This window comes from Saccharopolyspora elongata (genome assembly GCF_004348985.1).
GTDB classification, from domain to species: Bacteria; Actinomycetota; Actinomycetes; order Mycobacteriales; family Pseudonocardiaceae; genus Saccharopolyspora; species Saccharopolyspora elongata.
Genome location: NZ_SMKW01000011.1, coordinates 56,157 through 79,472, shown reverse-complemented (window position 1 = coordinate 79,472; position 23,316 = coordinate 56,157). Strand labels below are relative to the sequence as shown.

General features: G+C 70.9%; 20 protein-coding genes and 1 pseudogene. 8 read left to right on the top strand and 13 right to left on the bottom strand.

All coding sequences use genetic code 11. The annotated features are described in order from the left end of the window. Positions 1–1,642: 1,642 nt before the first annotated feature. From E1288_RS46855 to E1288_RS11110, 4 genes are read right to left on the bottom strand one after another with little or no spacing between them, the layout of a single operon-like run. Positions 1,643–1,801 (bottom strand): DUF6760 family protein, encoded by a 159-nt coding sequence (locus E1288_RS46855; protein ID WP_165968071.1) that lies wholly within the window; start codon positions 1,799–1,801, stop codon positions 1,643–1,645. Beyond that, on the bottom strand, positions 1,798–2,262 hold the full coding sequence (locus E1288_RS11120; protein WP_132483988.1) for a hypothetical protein: 465 nt from the start codon (positions 2,260–2,262) through the stop codon (positions 1,798–1,800). The genes E1288_RS46855 and E1288_RS11120 overlap by 4 nt, the downstream gene beginning before the upstream one ends. Continuing rightward, complete coding sequence (locus E1288_RS11115) at positions 2,259–2,699, bottom strand: phage tail protein (protein ID WP_132483986.1); 441 nt, start codon at positions 2,697–2,699, stop codon at positions 2,259–2,261. Before E1288_RS11115 ends, E1288_RS11120 begins: the two co-directional genes overlap by 4 nt. A 30-nt stretch (positions 2,700–2,729) precedes the next feature. Further along, positions 2,730–4,244: a phage tail sheath family protein gene (locus E1288_RS11110; RefSeq protein WP_132483984.1), complete on the bottom strand. Its 1,515-nt coding sequence runs from the start codon at positions 4,242–4,244 to the stop codon at positions 2,730–2,732. Between E1288_RS11110 and E1288_RS11105 the strand changes: the two genes are divergently transcribed. Next, on the top strand, positions 4,243–4,617 hold the full coding sequence (locus E1288_RS11105) for a hypothetical protein (RefSeq protein WP_132483982.1): 375 nt from the start codon (positions 4,243–4,245) through the stop codon (positions 4,615–4,617). The genes E1288_RS11110 and E1288_RS11105 overlap by 2 nt on opposite strands. A 10-nt stretch (positions 4,618–4,627) precedes the next feature. Here the strand turns inward: E1288_RS11105 and E1288_RS11100 are convergent, their stop codons facing one another. From E1288_RS11100 to E1288_RS11085, 4 genes are all read right to left on the bottom strand, one after another. Continuing rightward, positions 4,628–6,676 carry an ATP-binding protein gene (locus E1288_RS11100; RefSeq protein ID WP_132483980.1) on the bottom strand — a complete coding sequence of 683 codons (2,049 nt, stop codon included), beginning with the start codon at positions 6,674–6,676 and terminating at the stop codon, positions 4,628–4,630. Continuing rightward, positions 6,673–7,368, bottom strand: coding sequence for a DUF4255 domain-containing protein (locus E1288_RS11095; protein ID WP_132483978.1), 696 nt, complete (start codon positions 7,366–7,368; stop codon positions 6,673–6,675). The genes E1288_RS11100 and E1288_RS11095 overlap by 4 nt, the downstream gene beginning before the upstream one ends. 4 nt (positions 7,369–7,372) lie before the next feature. Beyond that, the gene (locus E1288_RS11090; RefSeq protein ID WP_235883479.1) at positions 7,373–10,435 is read right to left on the bottom strand and encodes a hypothetical protein; all 3,063 of its coding nucleotides are present in this window, start codon (positions 10,433–10,435) and stop codon (positions 7,373–7,375) included. A gap of 133 nt (positions 10,436–10,568) precedes the next feature. Then, positions 10,569–11,192 carry a helix-turn-helix transcriptional regulator gene (locus tag E1288_RS11085; RefSeq protein WP_132483976.1) on the bottom strand — a complete coding sequence of 208 codons (624 nt, stop codon included), beginning with the start codon at positions 11,190–11,192 and terminating at the stop codon, positions 10,569–10,571. Between the two features lie 221 nt (positions 11,193–11,413). Here E1288_RS11085 and E1288_RS11080 point away from each other — a divergent pair, with 221 nt between their 5' ends. Next, positions 11,414–12,688 (top strand): COG1470 family protein, encoded by a 1,275-nt coding sequence (locus E1288_RS11080; protein ID WP_132483974.1) that lies wholly within the window; start codon positions 11,414–11,416, stop codon positions 12,686–12,688. Positions 12,689–13,493: 805 nt separating this feature from the next. On the opposite strand, the gene E1288_RS11075 is transcribed toward E1288_RS11080, so the two are convergent. Then, complete coding sequence (locus E1288_RS11075) at positions 13,494–15,035, bottom strand: PstS family phosphate ABC transporter substrate-binding protein (RefSeq protein WP_132483972.1); 1,542 nt, start codon at positions 15,033–15,035, stop codon at positions 13,494–13,496. Between the two features lie 167 nt (positions 15,036–15,202). After that, a complete protein-coding gene (locus tag E1288_RS49815; protein ID WP_268951825.1) occupies positions 15,203–15,328 on the bottom strand; it encodes a hypothetical protein in 126 nt (41 codons plus the stop codon). A 355-nt stretch (positions 15,329–15,683) separates the two neighbouring features. On the opposite strand from E1288_RS49815, the gene E1288_RS11065 reads away from it, so the two are divergent. Beyond that, complete coding sequence (locus tag E1288_RS11065; RefSeq protein WP_132483968.1) at positions 15,684–15,992, top strand: hypothetical protein; 309 nt, start codon at positions 15,684–15,686, stop codon at positions 15,990–15,992. A 13-nt stretch (positions 15,993–16,005) separates the two neighbouring features. Here the strand turns inward: E1288_RS11065 and E1288_RS11060 are convergent, their stop codons facing one another. Continuing rightward, entirely contained in the window at positions 16,006–16,362 is a 357-nt protein-coding gene (locus E1288_RS11060) for a hypothetical protein (RefSeq protein ID WP_132483966.1), read from the bottom strand. Positions 16,363–16,578: 216 nt separating this feature from the next. Between E1288_RS11060 and E1288_RS11055 the strand changes: the two genes are divergently transcribed. Beyond that, positions 16,579–17,601 carry an alpha/beta fold hydrolase gene (locus E1288_RS11055; protein ID WP_132483964.1) on the top strand — a complete coding sequence of 341 codons (1,023 nt, stop codon included), beginning with the start codon at positions 16,579–16,581 and terminating at the stop codon, positions 17,599–17,601. 96 nt (positions 17,602–17,697) lie between these two features. Continuing rightward, positions 17,698–18,078 carry a MerR family transcriptional regulator gene (locus tag E1288_RS11050; RefSeq protein WP_132483962.1) on the top strand — a complete coding sequence of 127 codons (381 nt, stop codon included), beginning with the start codon at positions 17,698–17,700 and terminating at the stop codon, positions 18,076–18,078. Here E1288_RS11050 and E1288_RS11045 read toward each other — a convergent pair whose 3' ends face one another. Next, complete coding sequence (locus tag E1288_RS11045; protein ID WP_132483960.1) at positions 18,079–19,461, bottom strand: DHA2 family efflux MFS transporter permease subunit; 1,383 nt, start codon at positions 19,459–19,461, stop codon at positions 18,079–18,081. Between the two features lie 270 nt (positions 19,462–19,731). Here E1288_RS11045 and E1288_RS11040 point away from each other — a divergent pair, with 270 nt between their 5' ends. After that, positions 19,732–20,547: a lipase family protein gene (locus E1288_RS11040; protein ID WP_132483958.1), complete on the top strand. Its 816-nt coding sequence runs from the start codon at positions 19,732–19,734 to the stop codon at positions 20,545–20,547. 217 nt (positions 20,548–20,764) lie between these two features. Continuing rightward, positions 20,765–21,472, top strand: a pseudogene (locus E1288_RS11035) (amidohydrolase family protein); the annotation flags it as partial. Positions 21,473–21,957: 485 nt separating this feature from the next. Here E1288_RS11035 and E1288_RS11030 read toward each other — a convergent pair. Next, positions 21,958–22,323 carry a MarR family winged helix-turn-helix transcriptional regulator gene (locus E1288_RS11030; RefSeq protein WP_235883494.1) on the bottom strand — a complete coding sequence of 122 codons (366 nt, stop codon included), beginning with the start codon at positions 22,321–22,323 and terminating at the stop codon, positions 21,958–21,960. A 181-nt stretch (positions 22,324–22,504) separates the two neighbouring features. Here E1288_RS11030 and E1288_RS11025 point away from each other — a divergent pair, with 181 nt between their 5' ends. Beyond that, positions 22,505–23,086, top strand: coding sequence for a quercetin 2,3-dioxygenase (locus tag E1288_RS11025; RefSeq protein WP_132483956.1), 582 nt, complete (start codon positions 22,505–22,507; stop codon positions 23,084–23,086). The last annotated feature ends 230 nt before the right edge of the window (positions 23,087–23,316 follow it).

Genomic DNA, 23,316 nt, shown 5'->3' with positions numbered 1-23,316 from the left:
GACGGAGCGCTGGACCACTGGACCTGGCCCGGGTTCTGCCTCGGCATCCCCGACCGGAAGGCCAGGGTTCGGAGCCGTCCGATTTTGCCTAAAATTGGAAACCTCCCGATTTTGCCTAAAATTGGGAGCGTCCTGATTTTGCCTAAAATTGGGGGCCTCCTGGTTCCGGGCCACCGCTTGGGTGAGGTTGGCCGGGGTCGCGTCTCGGGCTGAGCGCGGGACGACGAGTTCGGGCGAGTGCGCGTCGACGGGTTCGGGCCGTTCTGACGCTTCGCCGGGGGAAACAGCGTGCGCAAGCCGCTGCACCACCGCGGATTCCGCGGACTCGTGGATCAGCGGCGCGACCCGAGCGTCTGCCGATGCAGTTCGCGGTGGGGTTCCGGCTCGTTCGTGCGAGCTCTCGGCCGCGTTGTCCGGCTCGGCAAGGGCTGGTTGCGGCGGGGCTTCGGAGCCGCTCGTCGGCGGTTGCGCGTTGCGGGCTTCGGGCTCTGGCGGCGATGTCGGCGTCACGGCGAGCCGCTGAACCATGGGACCCGCTTCCCCTGGCGCATTGCGCGGCTGCGATGTAGGCGTGATTCGCTGCGGCTCAACCGGGTCCGAGGAGTCGGGGCGAACCGTCGCTGGAGAGCCGCTCTCCGGGCTTGCGGAAGCCTCAGCTCCGGTCGCCGCGCTGGCCGGTTTCCGTTGCACAACAGGAGAGTCAACGGGCGGTGCCGCCGACTCGGCGGGCGTCGGGCGGTTTTCGGCGCTGGTCGTTCCGGCAGGTGTCGCGGAGGGCGGGATCTGGGCGATCGGCGCTCCGATGCCCAACCGGGGGCGAACCCGGGGCGGGGACTGGCTTCCCCGAGCATCACGCGCGGAGGTCTTCGTGACCCGCTGGACCGCACGATGCTCGCCGGTGCGGGATGGCGCCGGGTCGGTGCTCGCCAGCGGCAATGCCGACTCGGCGGCCTCCGGGGGCTGGTCCTGCGCGCGGTCCGCGTCGGGGAAGACCACAGCGCTGGGCGGAAGGGCGCGCAACGGTTCGCCAGGACCTGATCGCGCCGCGGCGTCGGGCTTGGCCGGTGAAACCTGGCGCTGCACGACCGGTTCCGGCGCAACAGCCGTCCTGTCGCCTGGATGTAAACCATCCACTATGGATGATTGGTCGGGCGTGGTACTCGGGCGCGGCCCCACCGCGCGCAAGGGCCGCGGCGCGAGCGGCGTCGCCAGCCGGGCCACGGTCAGCGGCGGAGAGAGCCGCCGTGCCCGCACCGAAGCAGCAGTCCCTCCCGCGACAGGGGATTCCGCCGGGGCAACGGATGCCGGGGAGTGGTCCAGCGGCGCCTCGGCCGCCGAGCGCTGCACGGGAACGCCGGCAGCCGGGCGGAGCAGGCCGTGCACGAGACCGGACGGCGCGCCTGCCCGGAGGCTGTGCCCGAGCCCGGTCATCACGCCGTGGGCCTGGAACGAGGTCACGGATTCCCGGAACCGCATGGCCGCGGTCACGCCGATCCCGGCACGCTGGATCACGCCGGGATTGGCGGCGGTCCGCCGCCACCCGCCGTCCCAGCCGGGCGCTGTGGTGGCAGGTCGCGTCGAGCCGTCCTCGCGCCGCGCGCCGCCGCGACGACGGCGGAAGAGGTCCCACAGGCTCACCCGGTCACCCGCCTTCGTTCACCCTGGTGTTGATGCGCGCGATCTCGCGGACCCAACGCCGTCGTTCGTGGTGGTCGAGTTCGAGGATCTCCTCGCGCGGCCAGTGGAAGTGGTAGGCGACGTACGCGACCTCCTCGTGCAGCCGGTCGACCGCGTACGTCACGATTCCCCCAGGCGCCCACCGGCGAGGTCGACCTCGAACGCCGTGCCGCAGGACGGGCAGGTGACCCCCGCCCTGGTGTGCCCCTCGCTGTTGATCCGCCGGTAGAAGTCCTGCAGGAACGCGATGTCGGTGGCGTACATGTTCTCCACCAGGCTCGTGTGCACCTCGGTGAGGCCGCCGAGCCGGGTGATCACCTGGCTGAGCAGCACCACGCTGAGGTAGGCCGGGTTCTCCTTGACCCGCACGTCGATCAGCGGCCGGAGCTCGTCCTTCGCGGTGGCCAGCCGCATCCGGCCGTGCTTGTGCACGGTGCCGTCGGAGTGCACGTAGCCGCGGGGGAGTTCGAACTCGAACTCGTCGTGCTGTGTCGCCTGCTCGGCCGGGGCCGGGCGGGTGTCCGCCGCCTGTCCCTTGCCCGCGACCTCGTCGAGCTCGCCGAGCGACGCGATGCGTCGCCTCATTCGACCTCGATCCGCTCGAACGTGATGGTGGCCTTCTCCGTCGCCGCCTGGGACTCGCCCGCGGTGAGCGACGGGCCCTCCCACTTGCTGACCCAGGCGTCGAAGAGCTGCATCCGCCGCACCGTCTCGCCCTTGGAGTCCTGGATCTCGATCGTCAGGTTCTCCCGCGCGACCTCGACGTTTCCGTCCAGCAGCGTCTTCTTGATCCAGTCGGTGAACTCGGCGCTCTGGTCCATGCCGCGGGTGATCGTCACCTCGCCGCCCTTCTGACCGCCGGGCTGCTTCTTGTTGATCCGCTCGCCGGTCGGCGTGACCTGCTGGGTCTCGATCACGTCCTGCTCGACGGTCAGGCCGCTGATCTCCTTGACCGATTCCACCGTGATGCCACCGAGTTGCACACCGAACCGGTGCGTGGCGAGACTGTCGCCCTGTGCCATGGCTTATCCGCCGCCTTCCGTGCTGTTGGGCTATTCGCTGAGCAGGCTGGTGCTGTCCGAGAACTGGGAGAGCCGGAAGATCACGAACTCGGCGGGCTTGACCGGGGCGACGCCGATGTCGCACACGACCTGCCCCAGGTCGATCGACTCCTGCGGGTTGTTCTCCCGGTCGCACTTGACGAAGAACGCCTCCTCGGCGGTGCGCCCGAACAACGCGCCGTCGCGCCAGGCCTCGTGCAGGAACGCGGAGATGTTTCGCCGGATGCTCGACCACAACCGGTCGTCGTTCGGCTCGAAGACCACCCACTGGGTGCCGATCAGGATCGACTCCTCCAGGTAGTTGAACAGCCGGCGGACGTTGAGGTAGCGCCAGGCGGGGTCCGAGGACAGCGTCCGGGCGCCCCAGATGCGGATGCCGCGACCGGGGAACGCGCGGACGCAGTTCACGCCGATCGGGTTGAGCAGGTCCTGCTCGCCCTTGCTCAGGTTGATCTCCAGGTCCACCGCGCCGCGGATGACCTCGTTCGCCGGGGCCTTGTGCACGCCGCGCTCGGCGTCGCTGCGCGCCCACACGCCGGCGATGTGGCCGCTCGGCGGGACCAGCGTGTTGCGCCCGCTGGCGGGGTCGAAGACCTTGATCCACGGGTAGTACAGCGTCGCGTACCGCGAGTCGTAGCCCGCCTGGTCCATCCGCCAGTTCCGCACCTGCTGGGCGTTGAGGCCCGGGGGAGCGTCGAGCACCGCGACGCGGTCGCCCATCTGCTCGCAGTGCGAGATCGCCGCGAGCTGCACGGTCTTCACGCCTTCGGCGTCGATCAGGCCGCGCTGGTGGGCGCTCATCAGGTCGGGGACGGCGACCATGGTGATCTCGTCGATGGTCTCCAGCCCGCCGAAGCCGGTGCGCGCGGCGAGGTCCCCGACGTACTCCTGGGCGTCCACAGTGGCCGGTTTCGACTCGCGCGGCGGCGTCGCGGCGATCGTGACCGACTGGTTCTCCGGCCTGGCCAGCGCCGCGCTGGACCGCTCGGCGACCTCGATGAGCTTGGACCGCTCGCGGACCTGGGTGACCACGTAGCTCTTGACGTTCTTCTTGGTCGAGACGTCGTAGGTCTCCACGACCTTGCCGCCCTGGCCGACCAGCAGCCGGAACCGGTCCTCCGGCGGGTTCTCGCCCTCGGCGTCGGCGACCTCGACGGTGATGTCGGCGCCCGCACCGGGCAGCGCCGAGACCCGCAGGCCGCCGAGTTCCACGGGCGTCGCCGGGGCTGCGTCGGGCGCCGCAGCGGGCCCGCCGATGCGGACGACGTAGGCGGTGCCGCCGCCGTTGGCGAAGTAGCCGTAGACGGCGTGTGCGAGGTAGCCATCGTCGAAGCCGCCGAAGGTCTGCACGTACTGGCTCCAGTTCGTCACCAGCGTCGGCTGGTGGAACGGCCCCTGAGGTGCGAAGCCGACGAAAGCGGCGACGGCGGTCCCGACCCCTTCGATCGGTCTGGCCCCGTTCTGGACCTCCTCGACGTACACGCCAGGGGACAGGTACGACGGCATGTTCGCTCCTTCGTCTGAGGTGTGGCGTGCCCAGAGCCTCGCGCCCGGCGACGCGCGCGAACAGGTCCGCCCGACCCCCACCGAGGGCAACACGACTGCCTTCCCGGGCAACCAGGCCCTGCCTTCCCGGGACATGCCGGTCGGCGTGCGCGGGGTTCTGCCCCGAGATGTGCCCTTCCGGGCATTTCCCGGTGGGGCCAATTCGGTCCTCCGGAGCCGACTCGGGGGCTCGAACGACTGCGACTGGCAGCACAGCAGGCTCGGTCGGGGAAAGAACCGAGTGATCTCGGCAGAAGTGGCGAAGCTGAGCAAGGTGCTCGGCATAAATTTGCAGGGGGAGTACAACACCGACGTCAACGACCACACACCGTGAGCCTCAGCGCCTACTGCCCGAACTCCGATTCCAGCACCAGTCGCCCGAGCTTTCCATACTCCTGGCGCACCGCCGTGATCAGCTCGTCCATGCCCACCGGCCTGTCGGCTTCCGCCGCCAAGTAGGCCGCCGTGATGGCGCAGGAGCGGATCGAGCCTCCCGCGAGCTCGAAGCGCTCCGCGCAGAACGCCAGGTCCAGGTCTTCCGCCCTGGGGATCGCGTCTCCGAGGCAGCGGTCCCAGAGGGCTTGGCGCTGCTCCGGGCCCGGCATCGGGAAGTCGGCGATCACGTCCAGGCGGCGGGTGAACGCTTCGTCCAGGTTCGCCCGCAGGTTCGTCGTCAGGATCGCGATGCCGTCGAAGGTTTCCATGCGCTGCAACAGGAATGCCGACTCGACGTTGGCGTAGCGGTCGTGGGCGTCCTTGACCTGGGAGCGCTTGCCGAAGATGGCGTCCGCCTCGTCGAACAGCAGCACCCCGTTCACGCCGACCGCCTCGGTGAAGATCCGCTCCAGGTTCTTCTCCGTCTCGCCGACGTACTTGTCGACCACTGTGGACAGATCCACCACGTAGAGGTCCATCCCGAGATCGGCCGCGACCACTTCCGCCGACATGGTCTTGCCGGTGCCGGATTCGCCCGCGAACAACGCGATCACGCCGCGCCCGCGGCCGCCGCCGGGACGCATCCGCCAGTCGCCGAGGACGAGGTCCCGATGCCGGGCGCGCATCGCCAGTTCTGCCAGGTGGCGGTGGGTCGGCTCGGGCAGCACCAGGTCCTCCCAGTGCACCGCCGGCGTGATGCGCCAGGCGAGGCGTTCCAGGCCCGCGCCGTTCTGGGCGCGCACGCCCGCCCGCAGATCCTCAAGATCCACTGGGCGGGCGTCGAGCGCGGCGAGCTGAGCCGCCACCGATGCCGCCCGGCCGGCCTGGTCGGCGTCCAACCGGTAGCCGGTGAGGGCATCGACGAGCGCGCTTTCGGGCACCGCTGCGGCGTCACCGGCCGCCGCGAGGGCCTGCCGCCAGGTCCGCGCCCGCTGCTCCGGTTTCGGGGCCGCGACGCGGATCGACACCGGAGCCTGCCGCGACCAGGCCGGATCCCAGCTGCGGGAACCGTGCAGGAACAGCGGAACTCCCGCCGCCGACGCGACGATCGCCCGCAGCAACCGGGCCTGCTCGCGTTCCAACGCCTCCAGCGGCCCGAACACGATCCCGGCGCGGTGCAGCCGAGCTTCCCGCACCAGCGCGGGCAGGACGGGCAGCGGCTCCGGCTCACCGGCCAGCTCCGCGGCGTCCAGGACGAGCGCGCGACGACCGCTGACCGCCAGGGCGTCCGTCGCGACCTGCAGCGCGCCCTCCGCCCCGGTGAGGTGGACGAGCCGGATCCCGCTGTCCAGCGCCGAGCCGATCCGCTTGGCCAGCACGTCGGGCGAGCGCGGATCGGCATGGGCGAAGTGAGCAAGGCGCGCGATGTGGGGGTCGATGTCGTCGTTGCCGAGCAGGTGCGCCACGACGCGGTCGGGAACCCGCAGCGTCCGCGACAGCGCCGGCCGCTCCGGCTCCTGCACCTCCAGCAGGCCACCGACGACCAGCGGCGCGCCCGAGGCGAACCGGAACCGCCCGTCGCCCGCCGCGGGCACCCCGCACAGTTCCAGCGCCAGCCCGGTGGTCGGCCGCCGCCGGGTCACGTCGTCGTTGAGGTAGCCGTAGAGCGGTTCGAAGCGGACGTCGACATCGGGCGCCATCGCCACCAGCAGGAGCTCCAGATCCAGCGTCGCGAGGCCGAAATCCTCGGCGAGGCGCAGCAACCTCGGCCCGGGTTCGGGCACGGCCGCCGCGAGCGAGTCGAGCTCGGCGGCCGCGGGATCGTCGTCGCGGGTCGCGGCCCAGGACTTCGCCGGGGAGGCGAGGATGCGGTCGACGTCGTCCGGGGTGACGTAGAGCCCGCGGTAGGGATCGTCCGGTTGCGGGTCGGCGGCCCGCCGCGTCGCCACGACCTCGCGGACGCGCCGCTCGATCAGGCCGAGGCGGGCCCAGAGGTAGTCCAGGTCCGGCCCGGTCACGAGATCGTGCCCCGCCGCCGCCGCTTCGGCTCCGGGCGCGGCCGGGCCGGGGCGAAGCCGGCGCCTTCCGCCGTGGTCGGTCCCTCGTAGCGCAACCGCCGGGCGGACTCGTTCACCGGATCACCCGAGCTTTCCGCGTGCAGGACAACGCCTTCGGTGACCGGCGGCCCGGCCGGGATCCGCTCGCCGGCCAGCGGCGCCGTCACCCGCAGGTTGATCGACGGCTTGAGCTGCCCGCCGAGCGCCGACCACACGTCGGAGGCCGACCGGCCCTCCGCCATCGTCCCGCCGGCCTCGAACGACACCGTCAGCCCGAGCTCGGCCAGCGTCCCGGTCAGCCACTGCGGCGCCAGCGCGTCGTGGCGCACCAGGCAGCGCAGCACGTCGGAGAGCAGCCGGTGCTCGTCCTGCGGGCGGTTCGTCCACGCCGTCACCAGGTAGGAGAGCTGGAACCAGTGCGGCGGGCTCTGCCAGCCGATCGTCTTCCCGTCGTCGTCGTACTGCTCGAACGCGCCCGCGCGCCGGAGGTCCGGTTCCTCCCTGATGTCGTAGAGGAAGACGCTGACCGTGGGCGAGTTGCGCTTCGCCGCCCAGTCCGTCGTGGGCGGGTCGAAGGCGAGCTCCACGCCCGAGCCCGGCACGCCTCCATCGGCCAGCAGCAGGCGCAGGCCCTCGTCCACCTCGTGGATCACCCGATCACCTCCTCCCGACCAGGCCCGGCGGCGCGATCGTGGGCTCCACCACCAGGAACTGCGTCGTGACGGGGCCGAATCCCGGGCCGGACGCGGTGATGGTGCGCGGCCCGGTCTGGTCCTTGGGCAGGATCAGCAGCTGCGCGGCGAACCTGCCGTCCGGGCCGGGCAGCGTCGGCGCCGCGGCGGCGGTGATGCCGGGCGTCCACAGCAGCTGCACCGGCGCTCCCGGCGGGAAGTCGATGCCCCGGACGGACGTCACGAAGCCGGGTTCGCCGATGTTCGGCACCGCGACGATCCGGGGCTGCAGCACGCGGTACGGGGCGGTCGCGGCGTTGTCGGCCGGGTTGGCGTCCGTCCCGGTGGTCCGCAGCGTTGCGCTGATCACCGACTCCAGCGCCGCGTTCGGCGCCAGCACCACCTGCTTGGTGACGACTCCGCCGGGAGGCAGGTCCGGCACGGCGCACCGCACGGCAGAGCAGTCCGGCGGCAGGCTGATCACCGGGACGCCGGGCGGCAACACAATGTCCAAGGTCAGGCCCGTCGCCGTGCCGTCAGCGGTGTTGCGCACGGTGTAGGTCACCTCGGTCCGACCGCCCACATAGGACGGATTCGGCTGTGCTCCCACCGCCACGGCGGGATTGGCGTCCGGCGGTGGCGGGGGATCCGGCGGCACCGGTACCACCGGCACGACCGTCGTCGCGGTGTTGTCGTCGGGGCGGGCGTCCTGCATCGAGCTGCCCGCCGTCCAGCGGAGCCGGTGGTTCCCGGCGGTCACGCCGACGAGTTCCGCGGTGACCTGGATGGACTTCCCCGGCTGCACCACGTCGAGATCGCATCGCGCCTGCTCGGCGTCGCAGCTGCCCGCTTGCGCCCGGAGCCGTTGCAGCCGCAGCCCGTCCGGCACGTCGAGGATCACCTTCGTGCCCGGTGCGGCGGCCGGGCCGTTGTTGCGCACGGTGGCGGTGACCGGCACCGACGACCCGACCTCGACGGTGGCCGACGACGGGGGAGCGGTCAGCGCCAGGTCGATGGTCGCCTGCCAGGTCGGTTCCTTCTGCCGCCCGGGGAGCCGGCCGGTGATCGGGTCCAGCTGCCCCTTCGCCGTGTCCAGGACCGCCAGGTGCTCCGGCGGGTTGAAGTCCTTGACCGGGCGCTTGGACAGCACGATCTGCTCGCCGCCCGGCGACAGGCTGGCGTCCCGGGGCTGGAACGGCCCGGTGTCCCCGCCGTCGGGCCGGTCCGCGCAGCTCGACAGCCCCTTCGGCAGCAACACCTCGCAGCGATCGTCGGCCAGGTACATCCGGTACAGCCCGTCTGGCTCGCGGTTGAACACGATGCTGCGCCCGTCCGGTGAGAACGCCGGGCTGTCGTCGACCACGTCGCACAGGCAGACGAGCTCGCTCAGGTCGCGTTGCCGGTCGAGGCCTTCGGCGCGGGCGATCCAGATGTGGTTCTTCCGCTTGTCCGTGTCGGCGACCCTGCCCCGGCTGAACGCGAACTGCTTGCCGTCCGGCGAGAACGCGGGCTGGGTGTCGTCCTCCTCCGCGTTCGCGCCCTGCAGGCGCCCGGTGACCTCGCCGGTGGCGACGTTCACGACGACGATCCGGCTCCGGCCGCGCCCTTCTCCCATCGCCCCGGGCGACCTGCGGGCCACGGCCATCTTCGTGCCGTCCGGCGACCACGCGGCGTCGGTCTCCCAGTCGCCGGACCTGCGGTCGGCGATGGGCAGCAGCCGGGGATCGGAGCCGTCGGAGCCGACGATCCAGATCCGCTGGACGCGCTGCCCGCCGACGGTCTCGAACCGGCTGACCGCGATCTTGCTGCCGTCCGGGGAATAGCTCTGCCGCTGCGTCCACGGGTCGAAGCCCGGGTCCGGTTCGAAGAGCTTCCTGGAGTCGACGAGCGCCTTGGGGTCCTCGGTGAGCACGTCGACGCCCAGGCTTCGCGGATCCGATCCGTCCTGCCGGATGTCCTGCAGCATCGCGGTGTTCCGGAGTTCCGCGGTCGTGCGGGCCACCACGAGGCGCCCGGTGATCCCGTTGGAGAGCCAGGTGGGGGAGTCGACCAGCCGGTCCTCCTCCAGCATCTGCCGGGGCGCGGGCGCGGGCAGCGTCGTGGTGTCGGCCCGGTAGACCCGGTCGATGCCGTCGGCCGCGGTGGCGTAGCCGCCCCCGACCTGCTGCAGGTTGGGGCTGACGAACAGCAACCCGTCGCCGTTCGGCAGCCAGCTGGGCTCCCGGCTTTGCCAGCCGTCTTGCAGCAGCGGCGTGCCGGTCCCGGTGCCCCGGAGCACGCGCACGCTCTGATCGGAGGCGTCGCCGAGGTTGCCGTCCCGGTCGAAGGTGTAGGCGATCCGGTCCCGGTGCCCGTCGTCGTCGACCGGGTTCCACGAGGGCTGGAACGCGCTGCCGGACGGCTCGTCGGTCAGCCGCCGCAGGGAACCCCCGCCGGAGGCCTGGTCGAAGATCTGCCACCGGCCGCCGGCATCGCAGGCGTAGGCGATGCGGGAGCCGTCCGGCGAGAAGGTGGGATGCGTGTCGTTGTCGGCGGTCTCGGCGAGCCGATGAGCATCGGTGCCGTCGACGCGCACCAGCCAGATGTCGCGCTGCGTCCTCTGCCCCGACGTCTCGGCCGAGTCGAACGCCACCCACTGCAGATCCGGCGAGAGCTGCGGATTCGCGGCATCGCGGCCCCGGGTGAGCCGCCGCACCTCGCCATCGGCGCCCCGCAGGTACACCTGCGGCTTGGACTCGTCGCGCAGGCTGGTGAACACCAGCAGCCCGTCGCGCGAGGACACGTCCCGGTCGAAGTGCTGCGGGGATTCGGCCAGCAGCGGCTGCGTCGAGGTCTGCCCGGGCAGCCCGGTGGTCGTGACGCCCAGGCTGCGGTGCTCGGTGCCCGAATAGGCGATGCGGGCCGGCGGCTGCTCGGCGGCCGGCCGGGGCGGCGCCTGCGCCGCGGTGGTCGGAACGCTGATCAGCCCGTCCAGCAGCAGCACGACGCCGACCAGGGCGATCCCGAAACGGGTCGAGCCGCGCCGGAATCCTGGCACGTTGCCGATCACGGTTGACCTCCACCGCAGGCGACCGATACCCCCCGCATCCTGTCCCGGCACCCGGCCCTGCCCCCAGATCCCGACAGGCAGGCGAGCGGGCAGGGCTCTGGCACTTTCGGGCAACGCCCGGGGGTGCGGCGGGTCAGATCAGGCCGTGCCGCATGACGTAACCGACGGCGTGCGCCCGGTTGCGCAACTGCAGGCGCGTGGTGACCTCCTGGAGGATGTTCTTCACGGTGCGCTCGGAGTAGGACATCTTGACGGCGATCTCCCTGGTGTCTAAGCCGTCGGCGATCAGGCGGAGAACCTCCACCTCGCGCGTGTTCAGCGTCGACAGGATCGGCCGCACCGCGGCGGCGGCGCTGCGCTGGAGCTTCCCGACGTGGTCGAGCAGGCGGCCGAGCATGTCGCCGGGCAGCATGCCCTCGCCGCGGACCAGCGCCGTGATCAGCCCGACCATGCGGTCCTGGTCCGCTTCGCGGCGGCGCAGGACGGCCGCCACCCCGCATTCGATGGTGGTTTGCAGCGAGTCCTGCTCGAACTCGCTGACGATGAGGCCGGTGCGCACCGACGACGTCCGCTGCAGCCGGCGGAGCAGCTGCCCGGCCGCGTCGTCCAGCCGGTCGATCACGACCAGCGACACCTCGGCCCGGGCTTCTTCGCTCGGTTTCAGCACTTCCACCTCGGGGCGCGGGCGCAACTGCTGGGTGACACCGAACTCCAGAATGGGATCCCCTGCGTAGACCGCCACCGGGACTCTCGTCATCGTGTCCTCTCCCTAGAACCGGGTCCTGTCGCTGCGTGTTCTCGGTGAGACCTGCTCGATGCCCGCCGCCGGGCGAACTCCGGTGGTGCCGGATCAGGCCTGCGGCGCTGGACCGCCGTTCGCGAGGGCAGCGCGGCGCCGTTGCCGCGGGCAGCCGCCTTGCCCCCGCACTGCCCTCGCCGCCCTGCTCGAAACCGCTCGGGCCGCCTAGCTTTTCTCAGGTGAGCCCTTTTGCCGAACTCGAAAGCGCCACGGTGGTGGTGAATCCGGGCGGGGAGGCGACCACGACCCTCACCGTGCGCAACGACACCGAGATCGTCGAGGCGTACGAGTTCGAGGTGGTCGGCGAATGCGCCGCCTGGACGACGGTGGAACCGACGCGGCTGTCGCTCTACCCGGGAACCCAGGACGTGGTGACCCTGCACCTGCGCCCGCCCCGGTCGCCGGAGGTGCGGGCCGGCGAGGTGCCGCTGGCCGTGCGGGTGGTGCCCGTGGAGCGGCCCGACCTGGTCACCGTGCCCGAGACGACGGTGATCATCACCCCGTTCCACCGGCTCAAGGCCGCGCTCGTCCCGCAGCGACGCCGCGCCTGGCGGACCGGCCGGTACGAGGTGGAACTGCACAACCGGGGCAACACGGCCGCGGCGATACCGCTGTCGGCGACCGATCCGGCCGAGCAGCTGAACTTCCGGTTCGAGTCGGAACGCCCCGCGCTCGAACCCGGTGAGCGGACCGAGGTCCGGCTGCGCGCGCGGTCGAGCAGACTCATCTGGTTCGGCAAGCCGACCAGCCACCGATTCCTGATCACGGCCGCCACCGAGGCGGAGGTGCTGGAGGGGGAGCCGCCGCAGCCGGAGGAGCTGGACGGCGAGCTGGTCCAGCTCCCGCTGCTGCCGCGATGGCTGCTCACCCTGCTGGCGTTGCTGCTGGCCCTGTTGCTGGCCTGGCTCTTCATGGTGGGCCCGGCGCTGCGGAGCGCGGCGCGGGAGGCCGCCAGGGAGGAGGCGAAGCAGATGGCGCAGAACGGCGAACTCGTGCCGCCGCCACCCGCCGAACCGCCCAAGCCCCCGGATACCGGGCAGCAACCGCCGCCCCCGCCTCCGCCGCCGGACGTTCCGGGAGTTCCGCTCGGCAACGGCGGGCAGCATTCGATGACCATCGAGGTGGTCACCAACCCCGGCGCCAACCTCTCGCGTTCCGCACAGGTCCCGGAGGGCAAGGTCTTCTTCGTGACCGACCTCGTGCTGGCCAACTACCAGGGCGACGAGGGCCTGCTCACCATCCGCTTCGGCGACCGGACGATCACCACGATCGCGCTGGAGACCTTCCGGAACCAGGACTACCACTGGGTGACGCCGATCGAGATCCCGGCCGACGAGGACGTCACCGCGACCGTGCGCTGCGCCCGGCCGGGCACGCCGCCGTCCGGTCAGCAGGCAGGGCGGTGCGTGGAACTGCTCAACGTCAGCGGTGTGCTCCGCGACGCGCCTCGATGATCCGCCCCAGTAATCGCTATTCGGCATCTGCTCCCCTAGCATGCCCGTTCGCCCATCAACTCATAGCGCTGTTCCGCCAGGAAACCACGAAACTGTGCGGAAAACCACGAAGGTCGATATGCGAGAAAACGCCGTGGCCTTCCCGGTTTCGGTGGGAGGTGTGGTTTCCGGGGTGCGGCTGATCGGCCATCCGGGGGGTGATGAGGTGGGCCGTTCAGTAGTAGTCGGGAGACGTGTTCCGAGTTCGGGTCGTGCGGATCGCCCGCCCGGTATTCCCACGTCGGATGCCGGGCAGGGCGGTTCGGTGAAGTCCTGGACAATCTCTTGAGCGCGAACGCAATGCGGCATCGGTGTGATGGTCCACCTAGGAGTCCACAGTGGATCGGAAGCGAACGGCGCAAGAGGTGGTCCGCCGTCCGCCGCAATTGCTCATATGAGCGCGAAATCGCAATGGGAAGCGTGAATTTCGCCGCCTGTGGAAATCGCGGATCCGCTCGGTCCCGGAGCGGAATTCCGCGATGAGCTGCCCCGGGGGCACACCTCCGCGAAGCGACTTCATTAATTCTTAACGCATTTCACACTTCGTTTCCGGGGGTCGCCAAATGGTTGCGAATCCACGCGAAAAACGCCCGATCGGCGGCATCGGCGTACCAAGACCGGCGAGGGCTCGCCGAATCGCGCGACGCTCCGACCGGGGCGTCGACGATGAGAATCCTCCTGGTGCGCGGGCGGAATCGAACCCGGGAGCCTTGGACGAGCACGTGCCGCTGGACGAATCCCGTCACCGGCGGGCTGACGGGGTGGGTCACTCGGGGCGGCACAGCACCGGGTTCGCCAGTTCCACGCACGGGCGGTTGCCGTAGGAGCGGATGATGTCGCTGCCCACCTGGTTCGTCAGGTAGCGCCGGAAGCTGGCGGCCAGGGAGGTCGGCGCGGGTTCGCCGAAGGTGTAGGCGTACTCCGTCTGCCAGAACGGATAGGCGCCGTGGTCGGCCGCTTCCAGGCTGGCTTCGTGGCCGTCGATGCGGACCTCGCGCAGCTCCGCTCGGCGGTTCTCGGCGGCCCGGAGCTCGCTGTAGCCGATGGCTCCGGGGGTGTCGGCCACGGTGTCCAGCAGGCTGCGGGTCTCGGTGCGACGGCAGCGGAGGACGCTGCCGCGCAGGCTCTCGTTCCTGGGCTCCACGCAGTCGTCGGAGTTCTCGCCGGGCTCCACATCCCCGCCGAGGAGCCGCTCCTCCAGGGTGGCGCGGGTGCCCGACAGGGCTTCCCGGTCGACGATGCGCACCGGCACGTCGTTGCCGCCCACGTCCCGCCAGTTGGCGACCCGGCCGCTGAAGACGTCCCGGATCTGCGCCGGCTTGAGGTCCTGGACGCCGGCGTCCGGGTTGATGACGATCGTGAACAGCAGGAACGCCACGGGCTGCGGCAACAGCTCCGGCAGCCGGTCGCCCTTGGGGCCGTCGGAGAACGCCAGCACCTCGGGCGATCGCGTGCTGTTGAGCAGCTCGAGGCCCTGGGCGCTGCTGCGCATCTCCCACTTGAAGTTGGCCCCCGGGCAGGACTTCGCGTACTCGGCGGCGGCCTCCCGCAGCACGGGTTCGAAGGCCGTCGAGCCCGTGATGGTGAGGTCCCCGGCGGCGCAGTCCAGGCGGGCCTCATTCTTGGTGAGGTCGATGATGAACGGCTCGACGAGGCTGACCATCAGCAGGAAGCACACCAGCGCCACGACCCAGCGGGGCGTTCCGGTCTGGCTCTTGGTCTCGTGCACCTTCCCGCTGCCCACGCCGCCGCTGATGGTGCCGACGACCTCGGGATCCGGGATCCCGCCGCCGTCGTCCCCCGCGCGTTCCAGGACGACCAGGACCTTGTAGTGCGCGGAGCTGTTCAGCTTGACCTTGGGCAGCTCGACGAGCCCGACCGTCCGGTCGGCCTCCTCGACGTCCGACATGCCCAGCCCCGGCGCCTTGGCGTCGAAGTACGTCGCCAGCGACGGGTCGCTGAGCTCGGTGACGACGACGCCGGCGACCCGGCGGCCGGGGAACCTGACGCGGATGCCCACGGAGGTGTCCTCGGGGAAGCCGTAGTCGCCCTCGGCGATGTTGGTGGTGCCGGTGTTCTCGATGCGCAGCAGGACGAACGACGGGTCGACCAACCGCCCGCCGTCGGCCCGCTCCAGCCGCCGCCACGCGCCCGCGTAGAGGGCGTTGACATCGGTGGGCGTGGTGTCCATCTGCACCCGGTAGCCGAGCCGCTTGCGGCCGACGAACGCGAATTCCCACAGGAAGGCGATGATGGGGACCAGCGCACCGACGATGGCGAGCGCCAGTTCCCAGGGAAATCCGTCCACGACCGCCTCCGCAGGCACAGGCAACGAACCGAGATCGTCAACGTAGTGAGCCCGCGGAGGCGTCCGGCCTCACTTACCGGCCAATTTCCCCGTAATTCACCGCTCGTTCCGCATCGTGATCGACCTCCGATCGCACGCACCCCCAGGGCGCGCGCGATCGGCCGGGGTCAGTACCGCCAGTCGATGGCGCTGCCGCAGCTCGCGAACCCGTGCCGGTCGGCGGCGGCGTTCAGGGCGTTCTTCGCGTCGTCGACCTTCTGCTTGGCCGCGCCGAGTTGGAGCACGCCGATCATGTCGGTACCCGGAGCGCCCTTCAATGCCGTGCCGAAGCACGTCTTCCGCGCGCTTCCGGTCCGGACGCCGTTTCCCGGTGATTCGTGACATGCCCGCTCCTCGGATCCGCCGGCACTCGCGGCTGGATCTGCGCAACCCCCGCACGGCGGTCCCGGGAGAGGTCCCGACCGGGATCCGAGTTCGTCGTGCGCCGTTGGGCAAAGTCCGCTCGGTCGGGTGGCTGGACCTTGGCACGCTGGGGGAATGCGTTCTGCGGGTGCCTCCGGAGCACCGGTGGCGGGCTGCGGGCGCGCTGCCCGGGCATGGTGGATGCGGTAGTACTCGGCCTTACACCGAACATCAGGGAGAGAGCGCATGACAGCTGCGGACGTGCCCTTCTCGATGTATCCGCGGACCACCGCATTGCCCATGCGGGATCTGCTGCGGCGCTGCGCTACCACCCACGACCACGCCGAACGGGCCGCCCTGCTGGAGCGGCTGGCGGACGAGCTGGACCGGGCCACCCGGGACGTCCTCGCGGGCCGGCCGACCGAGGAGTGCGACCGGCGCGAGCTGGCCGCCAGCCTGCGCGGGCAGGCCGGCATGGTCCGGTTCTTCGCCGACCTGGAACGTCGTGACCGGGCCAGGCAGGCGTTCGACTCCGCGCGGCCGCGGGTCCGATGACTGCGGCGCGGGGTCAGCGGAGGTCGAGCGACGGCCAGAACGGCCCGGACTGGATGACCCGGTGCGGAGCGCCGGGTTCGCCGGGCGCGGGGAGGCTGCGCAGGGCCTCGACGGTGGCGGCCAAGGTGCCCGAATGCCGCCAGACGACCCCACCGCGCCGGTCCGGCGAGTCGACGAGCAGCCGGACCGCGAGGGCCTCGTGGCGATCGGCGATCCACAGCGCGTCGCTGTGCTCCGGCCAGTTCAGCACCCCGAACAGCCACTCCCGGCGCCCGGCCGCGCCGCTCAGGCTCCAGAAGGTCCACAGGGACAGCCCGAGCAGGACCGCCAGCTCCGGGTAGAGCTGCAGGGCTTCGTCGATTCCGGTCACGAACCGGCATCCTTCGCGAAGTTCGCGCGGCCGCGTGGCAGGTCGGATGGCGCGTCGGCCGCTGCCGCCCTTCTGGGGGACGCACGGAGGTCGCGGATCGTGCGCGGCCGGGCGCCTCCGGCGAGCGGACCTACATTGGTGGGCAGCCCGCCGGACGACCTCCGTGCCCGCTCGAACCGCCCGGCGGGGACCACCCTGGGTGACGAGGAGGCCGCGATGGACTACGAAGTGTTCGACCTCGGCGACGTCCGGCTGCAGCGCGGGGCCACGCTGCGCGACGCGAAGCTGGCGTACAAGACCTACGGCGAGCTCAACGCCGCCAAGGACAACGCGATCGTCTACCCGACCTGGTACTCGGGGCAGCACTACGACAACGAATGGCTCATCGGCGAAGGCATGGCCCTCGACCCCTCGCGGTACTTCGTGATCATCCCGAACATGCTGGGCAACGGCCTGTCGTCGTCGCCCAGCAACACCCCGGAACCGCACGACCGGGCGCGGTTCCCGGAGGTGACGATGCACGACAACGTCCGCCTCCAGCACCGCCTGGTGACCGAGCGGTTCGGCATCGAACGGCTGGAGCTGGTCACCGGGTGGTCCATGGGCGCCGGCCAGACCTACCAGTGGGCGCTGAGCTACCCGGAGATGGTGCGGCGCATCCTGCCGTTCTGCGGCTCGGCGAAGACCAGCCTGCACAACTTCGTCTTCCTCGAAGGCGTCAAGGCCGCGCTCACCGCGGACGCGCAGTGGCACCACGGCTGGTACCGGGAGCAGCCGGTGACCGGGCTGCGGGCGATGGCCCGGGTCTACGCGGGATGGGGTTTCTGCCAGCAGTTCTACCGCGAGCAGATCTACTCGCGGGAGCCGCTGGGCTACGGCTCGCTGGAGGACTTCCTGGTCGGGTTCTGGGAAGGCCTGTTCCTCAAGCGGGACGCGAACAACCTGCTGACCATGTTGTGGACCTGGCAGCACGCGGACCTCGGCGGCACCCCCGGATACGCCGGTGTCGAGGATGCGCTCGCGGGCATCCGGGCGATGACGATCATCATGCCCGGCGAGCAGGACCTGTACTTCCCGCCGGAGGACAACGAGTGGGAGCAGGCCCGCATCCCCGGGGCGGAGCTGCGGGTCATCCCCGGTGCCTGGGGGCACTTCGCCGGCGGCGGCCTCAACCCGGTGGACACCGCGTTCATCGACGACGCGCTCAAGGAGCTGCTCGACCGGGAAGCCCCGTTCTAGTCACCGTCTGAAGTGGACGGTGCTGTTCGCAGTTTCAATTGAAACTGCGAACCGACCAGGGGCGGATGCCGTTCGGTGCCGGATAGAATCAGCGCAGTGAGCTCCCTGACCCCGATCCGGGTGGTCGCAGACCACTTCGAGCTGGCGATCTCGACCTTGCACTACTGGGAACGGCGCGGCCTGATCAGCCCGCAGCGGCGGGGCGGGCAGCGCTGCTACGACGCCGACCAGCTCTACCGGATCGCGCTGATCAAGCTGTGGCGCACGACCGGGCTGATGAGCATCGACGAGATCGCGGCCATGCTCGACGCGGAATCCGGTTGGCAGGACACCGTTCCCGCCCGGATCGCGGAGATCGAGCGGCAGCAGGCGGCGCTGGAAGCGGCGCGGGCGTACCTGAACCACTTGCTCGGCTGCCGGCACGAGTCCGGCCCCGACCGGTGCCCGCGCTTCCGCGCCGCCGTCGACCTGCCGTGATCAGCGGCGCGGCATGGCCAGCGCCGCGACGCCCGCCGCGACCGCCAGGCATGCGGCGGAAGCGGTGAACGCGACCGCGTAGCCGTGCGCGAGCGCTTCCGCACCCGGTTCCCACGCGATGGCGGCCGTCAGCGCGGTCAGCGCCGCCAGCCCGATCGCGCCGCTGGTCTGCCGGACGGTGTTGAGGAGCCCGGCCGCGAGGCCGTTGTGGCGGGGCGGCACGCCGCCGGTGGCGGAGATGGTGATCGGGGTGAACGCGGCGGCGGTCCCGAACCCCAGCAGGAATCCCGGCAGCAGCACCGACGAGAGGTACGAGGCTTGCACGCCGATCTGCGCTGCCACCCCGGCGAAACCGGCGCCGCCGAGCAGGCAGCACAGCACGGCCGCGTGGCGTTCGCCCAGCCGCACCGATAGTGCTCCGGCGGTCTGCGCGCCGCAGAACATCGCGAATCCGATCGGCAGGTAGGCGAGGCCTGCTTGCAGCGGCGAATAGCCGTGCACGTCCTGCAAGTACAGCGACAGCAGCACGGGACTGGCGAAGAACCCCAGGCCCAGCAAGAACATCACCAGGTTCCCGCTGCTGACCGAACGCAGCCGGAACACCTCCAGCGGCAGCAACGGATCCGCCGCCCACTTCGCCTGGTGCAGCAGGAAAATCCCGAGCAGTGCGAGGCCGCCGAACAGCGGCGGCAGGGCATCCTGGACGGAGGGCTGCATCACCGCGTACAGCAGCGCGCCCAAGCCCGCCGTCGCCAGCACAGCGCCGATCACGTCGAGCCGGGCCCGGGCTCCGGCGGCCGCCCGGCCCGGCAGCACCGCGACGGCGGCCGCGACGGCCAGCACGCCGACAGGGACGCTGACGAAGAACACCCAGCGCCACCCGGCCCACTGCGTCAGCACGCCGCCGATGACCGGGCCGGACGCGGCCCCGACCGCGCCCACGGCGCTCCAGGTGCCCAGCGCGCGGGCCCGCCTGCCGGGCTCGGTGAAGGTCGTGGTCAGCAGGGACAGCGTCACCGGCATCAGCAGCGCCCCGCCGAGGCCCTGCGCCGCCCGCGCGACGAGCAGCTGCTCGGCCGACCCGGCCAGCCCGCCCGCCAGCCGGGCGGCCGTGAACAGGACCATGCCCAGCACGAACATCGCGCGCTGCCCAAAGAGATCCGCCAACCGCCCGCCGAGCAGCAGGAATCCGGCGAAGACCAGCGTGTAGGCGTTGACCACCCAGGACAGCGCGGCCGGACCGAACGCCAGTTCCGCGCGAATGGCGGGCAGCGCGACGGACACGATCGTGGCGTCGAGGACGACCACGAACGAGCCGGCGCAGGCCAGCGCGAGCACCACAGCGGGCGCGGCGACCTTCGGCGGCGAGGACTGCGCGTGCATGTTTTCCCTTCTCCTGCTGGAAGAACCGATGCCGCCGGCACACCTTCGGGCAGCGGAGGGCAGCATGCTGGCTCAACCCAGGTTGAGTGCAAGCCCGGGCCCGCGAATGCGTCGTACTTTCGGGCTTTTCCGGACGTGTCGCTGAACCGGGCCACAGGGGCCATCCCTTCCAGTGACCAGGCACATGAGCGCCGCCATCCCTTGCCATAGTCGCGCTTGGCGCCCCGGCGCCGACCCGGCGAGAACTGCGACTTCTCATGGAGGCCAACGATGACGGTGCTCGAATTCGACCACGCGGTGACCGGCTACCGGCTGCAGCACGCGTACTGGCTGGCCAAGGCGGCGAAGCTCGCCTACGACGACGAGGCGACGATCCGGGAGACCACGCGGGAGTGGGGCTTCGACCGGTGCGAGTACTTCCACGCCGAGCTCGACGGGTCGTTCCCCATCGAGGACACGCAGGCCTTCGTGGCGGGCAGCGACCAAATGGTCGTCGTCGCCTTCCGGGGCACCGAGCCCAAGAAGATCAAGGACTGGCTGACCGACACCAACACGCTGGCCGCCCCCGGTCCCGCCGGCAAGGGGCTCGTGCACCTGGGCTTCAGCCGCGCGCTGGACTCGATCTACCCGCAGGTGCGGGACGCGGTCCAGCGAATCCGGGACAACGACCAGAGCCTGTGGTTCACCGGGCACAGCCTGGGTGGCGCGCTGGCCATGCTCGCCTCCGCGCGGATCTTCTTCGAAGACCCGCAGCTGCTCCCGGACGGCGTCTACACCTTCGGGCAGCCGCGCACCTGCGACCGCGTGCTGGCCACTCCGTACAACCAGGCGCTCGCCGAGCGGGTGTTCCGGTTCGTCAACAACAACGACGTCGTCCCGCAGCTCCCGCCGGAGCCGGTGTTCCACCACGTCGAGGACGTCCGGTACTTCGACAAAGGCGGGAAGCTGCACGAGAAGATCACCTTCACCGCCGGATTGACCGACAAGGTCAAGGGGTTCACCGGCGACGCGTTCGCGCCCGCCGCCGACGGGATCCGCGACCACATGATCGACCGGTACGTCGAGCTGATCCAGAAGAACCTCTGAGCCGGCCCCGAGAACGCCCGCACCTGCCCGCAGGTGCGGGCGTTCTTCGTGAGTGCTGGTCCCGATAAGAACCGGAGTCAGCACTCACGACGGTTTCGGGTGAACCGGTCAGGATTTGCGCAGATCGCCCACCTATGGCGGGTGACTCGCGTCGCCGTCCTCGCTTAGGTTGCAGCTGACCGGGTTTCGACGCCGGACGCCGCGGAGGAGATCGCCCATGCCCGTCGCCGAGCTGATCCTGGCCGGAGCAGAACTGTACACAGTGGACCCATCTCGGCCGTGGGCGACCGACCTGGCGATCGCGGGCGGACGGGTGCTCGCGGTCGGCGGTGGCGACGAGGTGGCGCGGCACCGCGGTCCCGGCACCACCGTCGTCGACCTGGGCGGGGCGTTCGTGACGCCGGGCCTCGTCGACGTGCACAACCACCACTCGCTGGCCGGGATGGCCGATCTCTTCGAGCTGTCCGTGGACGCCACCGCGAATTTATCCGGGGTGCTCGCCTCGGTCGCCGAGCGGGCCCGTGGGCTCGGTCCCGACGAGTGGGTGATCGGCGGCTCGTGGGGCTCGCACCTCGTCGAGGAGCTTTCGAGGGAGGCGGCGCGCCGGGCGCTCGACGAGGCCGCGGGCGGCAGGCCCGTGATGCTGTCCGACGACAGCCACCACAACCGCTGGGCGAACTCGCGGGCCTTGCAGGTGGCCGGCATCAGTGCCACGACACCCGATCCGGACGGCAGCGTGATCGTGCGCGATCCCGTCACCGGCGAGCCGACCGGGTTGTTGCTGGAGACCGCGGGCATCGCGTTGGCACACGCGGTGCGCGATTCGGCGGCTCCCACGGCGGAGCAGCACCGGCTCGCTTCGCGGCGGGCCGTGGAAATCCTGCATTCCTTCGGCGTGACCGCGTTCCAGGACGCGGGGGAACCCGTTCGCCGTGCCGGTGACCGAGATCGCCGCCACCACAGTGCGGGAGACGTGGTTCGCCGGACGCCGGGTGCACCAGCGGCGCTGAGTCCACTATGGATGCTGTGCGACGGTGCTGCGGGCTGGCGCCGCGGGTCGCAGCTCCGGGCGCACCCCGATCCAGGCGATGGCCGCGGCGAGCGTCGTCGCGGCGCACATCGTGATCGACCGGGCACTGCTCCGGCGTCGCCGAGCGAGACGATCGGCGCGACCACGGGGCCCACGGCCGCCCGCGGCCCCGACCAGACCTCCGCCAGCCACCTCCGCCAACCTGAAGCGAACGGCCTGTTCGCTCCGTCTATCGGGACGAACGGTCCGTTCGCTCCGAACTTGGTCGTGCGCGGTTCGTTGGGTGGATCGAGTGAACGGCCTGTTCACCTCGCCTACTGGGACGAACGGTCCGTTCACTCCAAGGCTGCCGGTGAGTCCTGCGGCGGCGGTGCTTGCCGTCAGCGGTCCTGGACCAGTGGTGGATCGCCCCAGTCGCGGTCGAGACCGTCGCGCAGTGCGTTGACCGCGTCGGCGCCGATCCGTTCGGCCAGGATGCCTTCGATGGTCGCGATCATTCGCAGGGCGCGCTCGTGGGCGCGGGCCCCCGCCGGGGTGGTGCGGACCAGGCGGCTGCGCGCGGACGTCGGGTCGGGGACCTGCTTCAGCAGGCCCATGCCGATCAGTCCGTGCACCGCCTGGTGGACGGACTGCCGGGTGGTGCCGATCCGGCGGGCGAGCTCGGAGATCGAGGTCCCGCCCGCGTCCAGGTTCGCGAAGACCGCGGCCTGGGCGACGGTCACCGGGCGTTCGCCCGCCGCCTGCATGCTGCTCAGCAGCGCGTCGTCGAACCAGCGCTTGGCGTCGGTGAGCAGCTGGGGGAGGTTCGGTGGTGGTGCCGTCATGGTTCCTGGGGTGCGGTAGCGGGCCCCGAGCATACCCAGCCGCCTTCGCCCGCGACAAAACGTCAGGTAGCCTGACAAAGTAGTCGCTCCCAGGAGGAATCGCATGACGATGGAGTTCGCCACGCCCTACCGCTCCCGCTCGCACCTCCCGCCCGAGCCGGGAAGGCCGTACTTCGTCGAGAAGGGGATGGGCGACCGCGCGCACCTGTTCGGCGACCTGATCACCATCTACGCCGGCGGCGAGCAGACCGAGGGCACCTTCAACTTCTTCACCTGCGAGGGCGCGAAGGGCGACACGATCCCGGCGCATTCCCACGCGGAGACCTACGAGGTCTTCTACGTCACGGCCGGCGCGGTCCGGCTCTTCGTCGAGGACACTGCAGGCGAGCAGTACGAGAAGCTGCTCGGCGCGGGCGATTTCGGCTTCGTGCCGAAGAACTGCCCGCACGCCTACCGGATCGAGCGCCACCACAGTCAGATCGTCGGGGTGGCGGCCGGTCCCGGCGGCACCTTCGAGCGGTTCTTCGAGAACCTGGGCGTCCCGACGGAAGAACTCGGTCTCCCGCGCACGCCCGCGGTGCCGGAGCCGGGCAAGTTCGCGACCGTTCCTCGGGAGTACGACGTCCGGTTCCTCCCGGAACACCGCTGGCGCACACCGAGTTTCCGCGCTCAGGACCAGCGGTAAGCATGGTCGAGCCCTGATGTGTGCTGGCGTCGTTTTCGCGCGAAAACGGCGTCCGCGTGAGGGTGGGTTGGCGCTTTCGCGCGAAACCGCCGGCCGGTCAGGCGCCGGGCGCCTTCGGGGCTACTTTGCCCGGAGCCTCAACGAGCATGATCGCTCATGATGGGTGCACTGCGTCGATTTCGCGCGAAATCAGTGGTCCGTGTGAGGGCGGGGTGGCGATTTCGCGTAAA

Excerpts from the sequence above, each read along its gene's own strand:
- E1288_RS11120 (WP_132483988.1), bottom strand. The coding sequence starts at position 2,262 with ATGAGGCGACGCATCGCGTCGCTCGGCGAGCTCGACGAGGTCGCGGGC.
- E1288_RS11115 (WP_132483986.1), bottom strand. The coding sequence starts at position 2,699 with ATGGCACAGGGCGACAGTCTCGCCACGCACCGGTTCGGTGTGCAACTC.
- E1288_RS11105 (WP_132483982.1), top strand. The coding sequence starts at position 4,243 with ATGTTCGCTCCTTCGTCTGAGGTGTGGCGTGCCCAGAGCCTCGCGCCC.
- E1288_RS11110 (WP_132483984.1), bottom strand. The coding sequence starts at position 4,244 with ATGCCGTCGTACCTGTCCCCTGGCGTGTACGTCGAGGAGGTCCAGAAC.
- E1288_RS11085 (WP_132483976.1), bottom strand. The coding sequence starts at position 11,192 with ATGACGAGAGTCCCGGTGGCGGTCTACGCAGGGGATCCCATTCTGGAG.
- E1288_RS49815 (WP_268951825.1), bottom strand. The coding sequence starts at position 15,328 with ATGATCGGCGTGCTCCAACTCGGCGCGGCCAAGCAGAAGGTCGACGAC.
- E1288_RS11065 (WP_132483968.1), top strand. The coding sequence starts at position 15,684 with ATGACAGCTGCGGACGTGCCCTTCTCGATGTATCCGCGGACCACCGCA.
- E1288_RS11055 (WP_132483964.1), top strand. The coding sequence starts at position 16,579 with ATGGACTACGAAGTGTTCGACCTCGGCGACGTCCGGCTGCAGCGCGGG.
- E1288_RS11045 (WP_132483960.1), bottom strand. The coding sequence starts at position 19,461 with ATGCACGCGCAGTCCTCGCCGCCGAAGGTCGCCGCGCCCGCTGTGGTG.
- E1288_RS11040 (WP_132483958.1), top strand. The coding sequence starts at position 19,732 with ATGACGGTGCTCGAATTCGACCACGCGGTGACCGGCTACCGGCTGCAG.
- E1288_RS11030 (WP_235883494.1), bottom strand. The coding sequence starts at position 22,323 with ATGCAGGCGGCGGGCGAACGCCCGGTGACCGTCGCCCAGGCCGCGGTC.
- E1288_RS11025 (WP_132483956.1), top strand. The coding sequence starts at position 22,505 with ATGACGATGGAGTTCGCCACGCCCTACCGCTCCCGCTCGCACCTCCCG.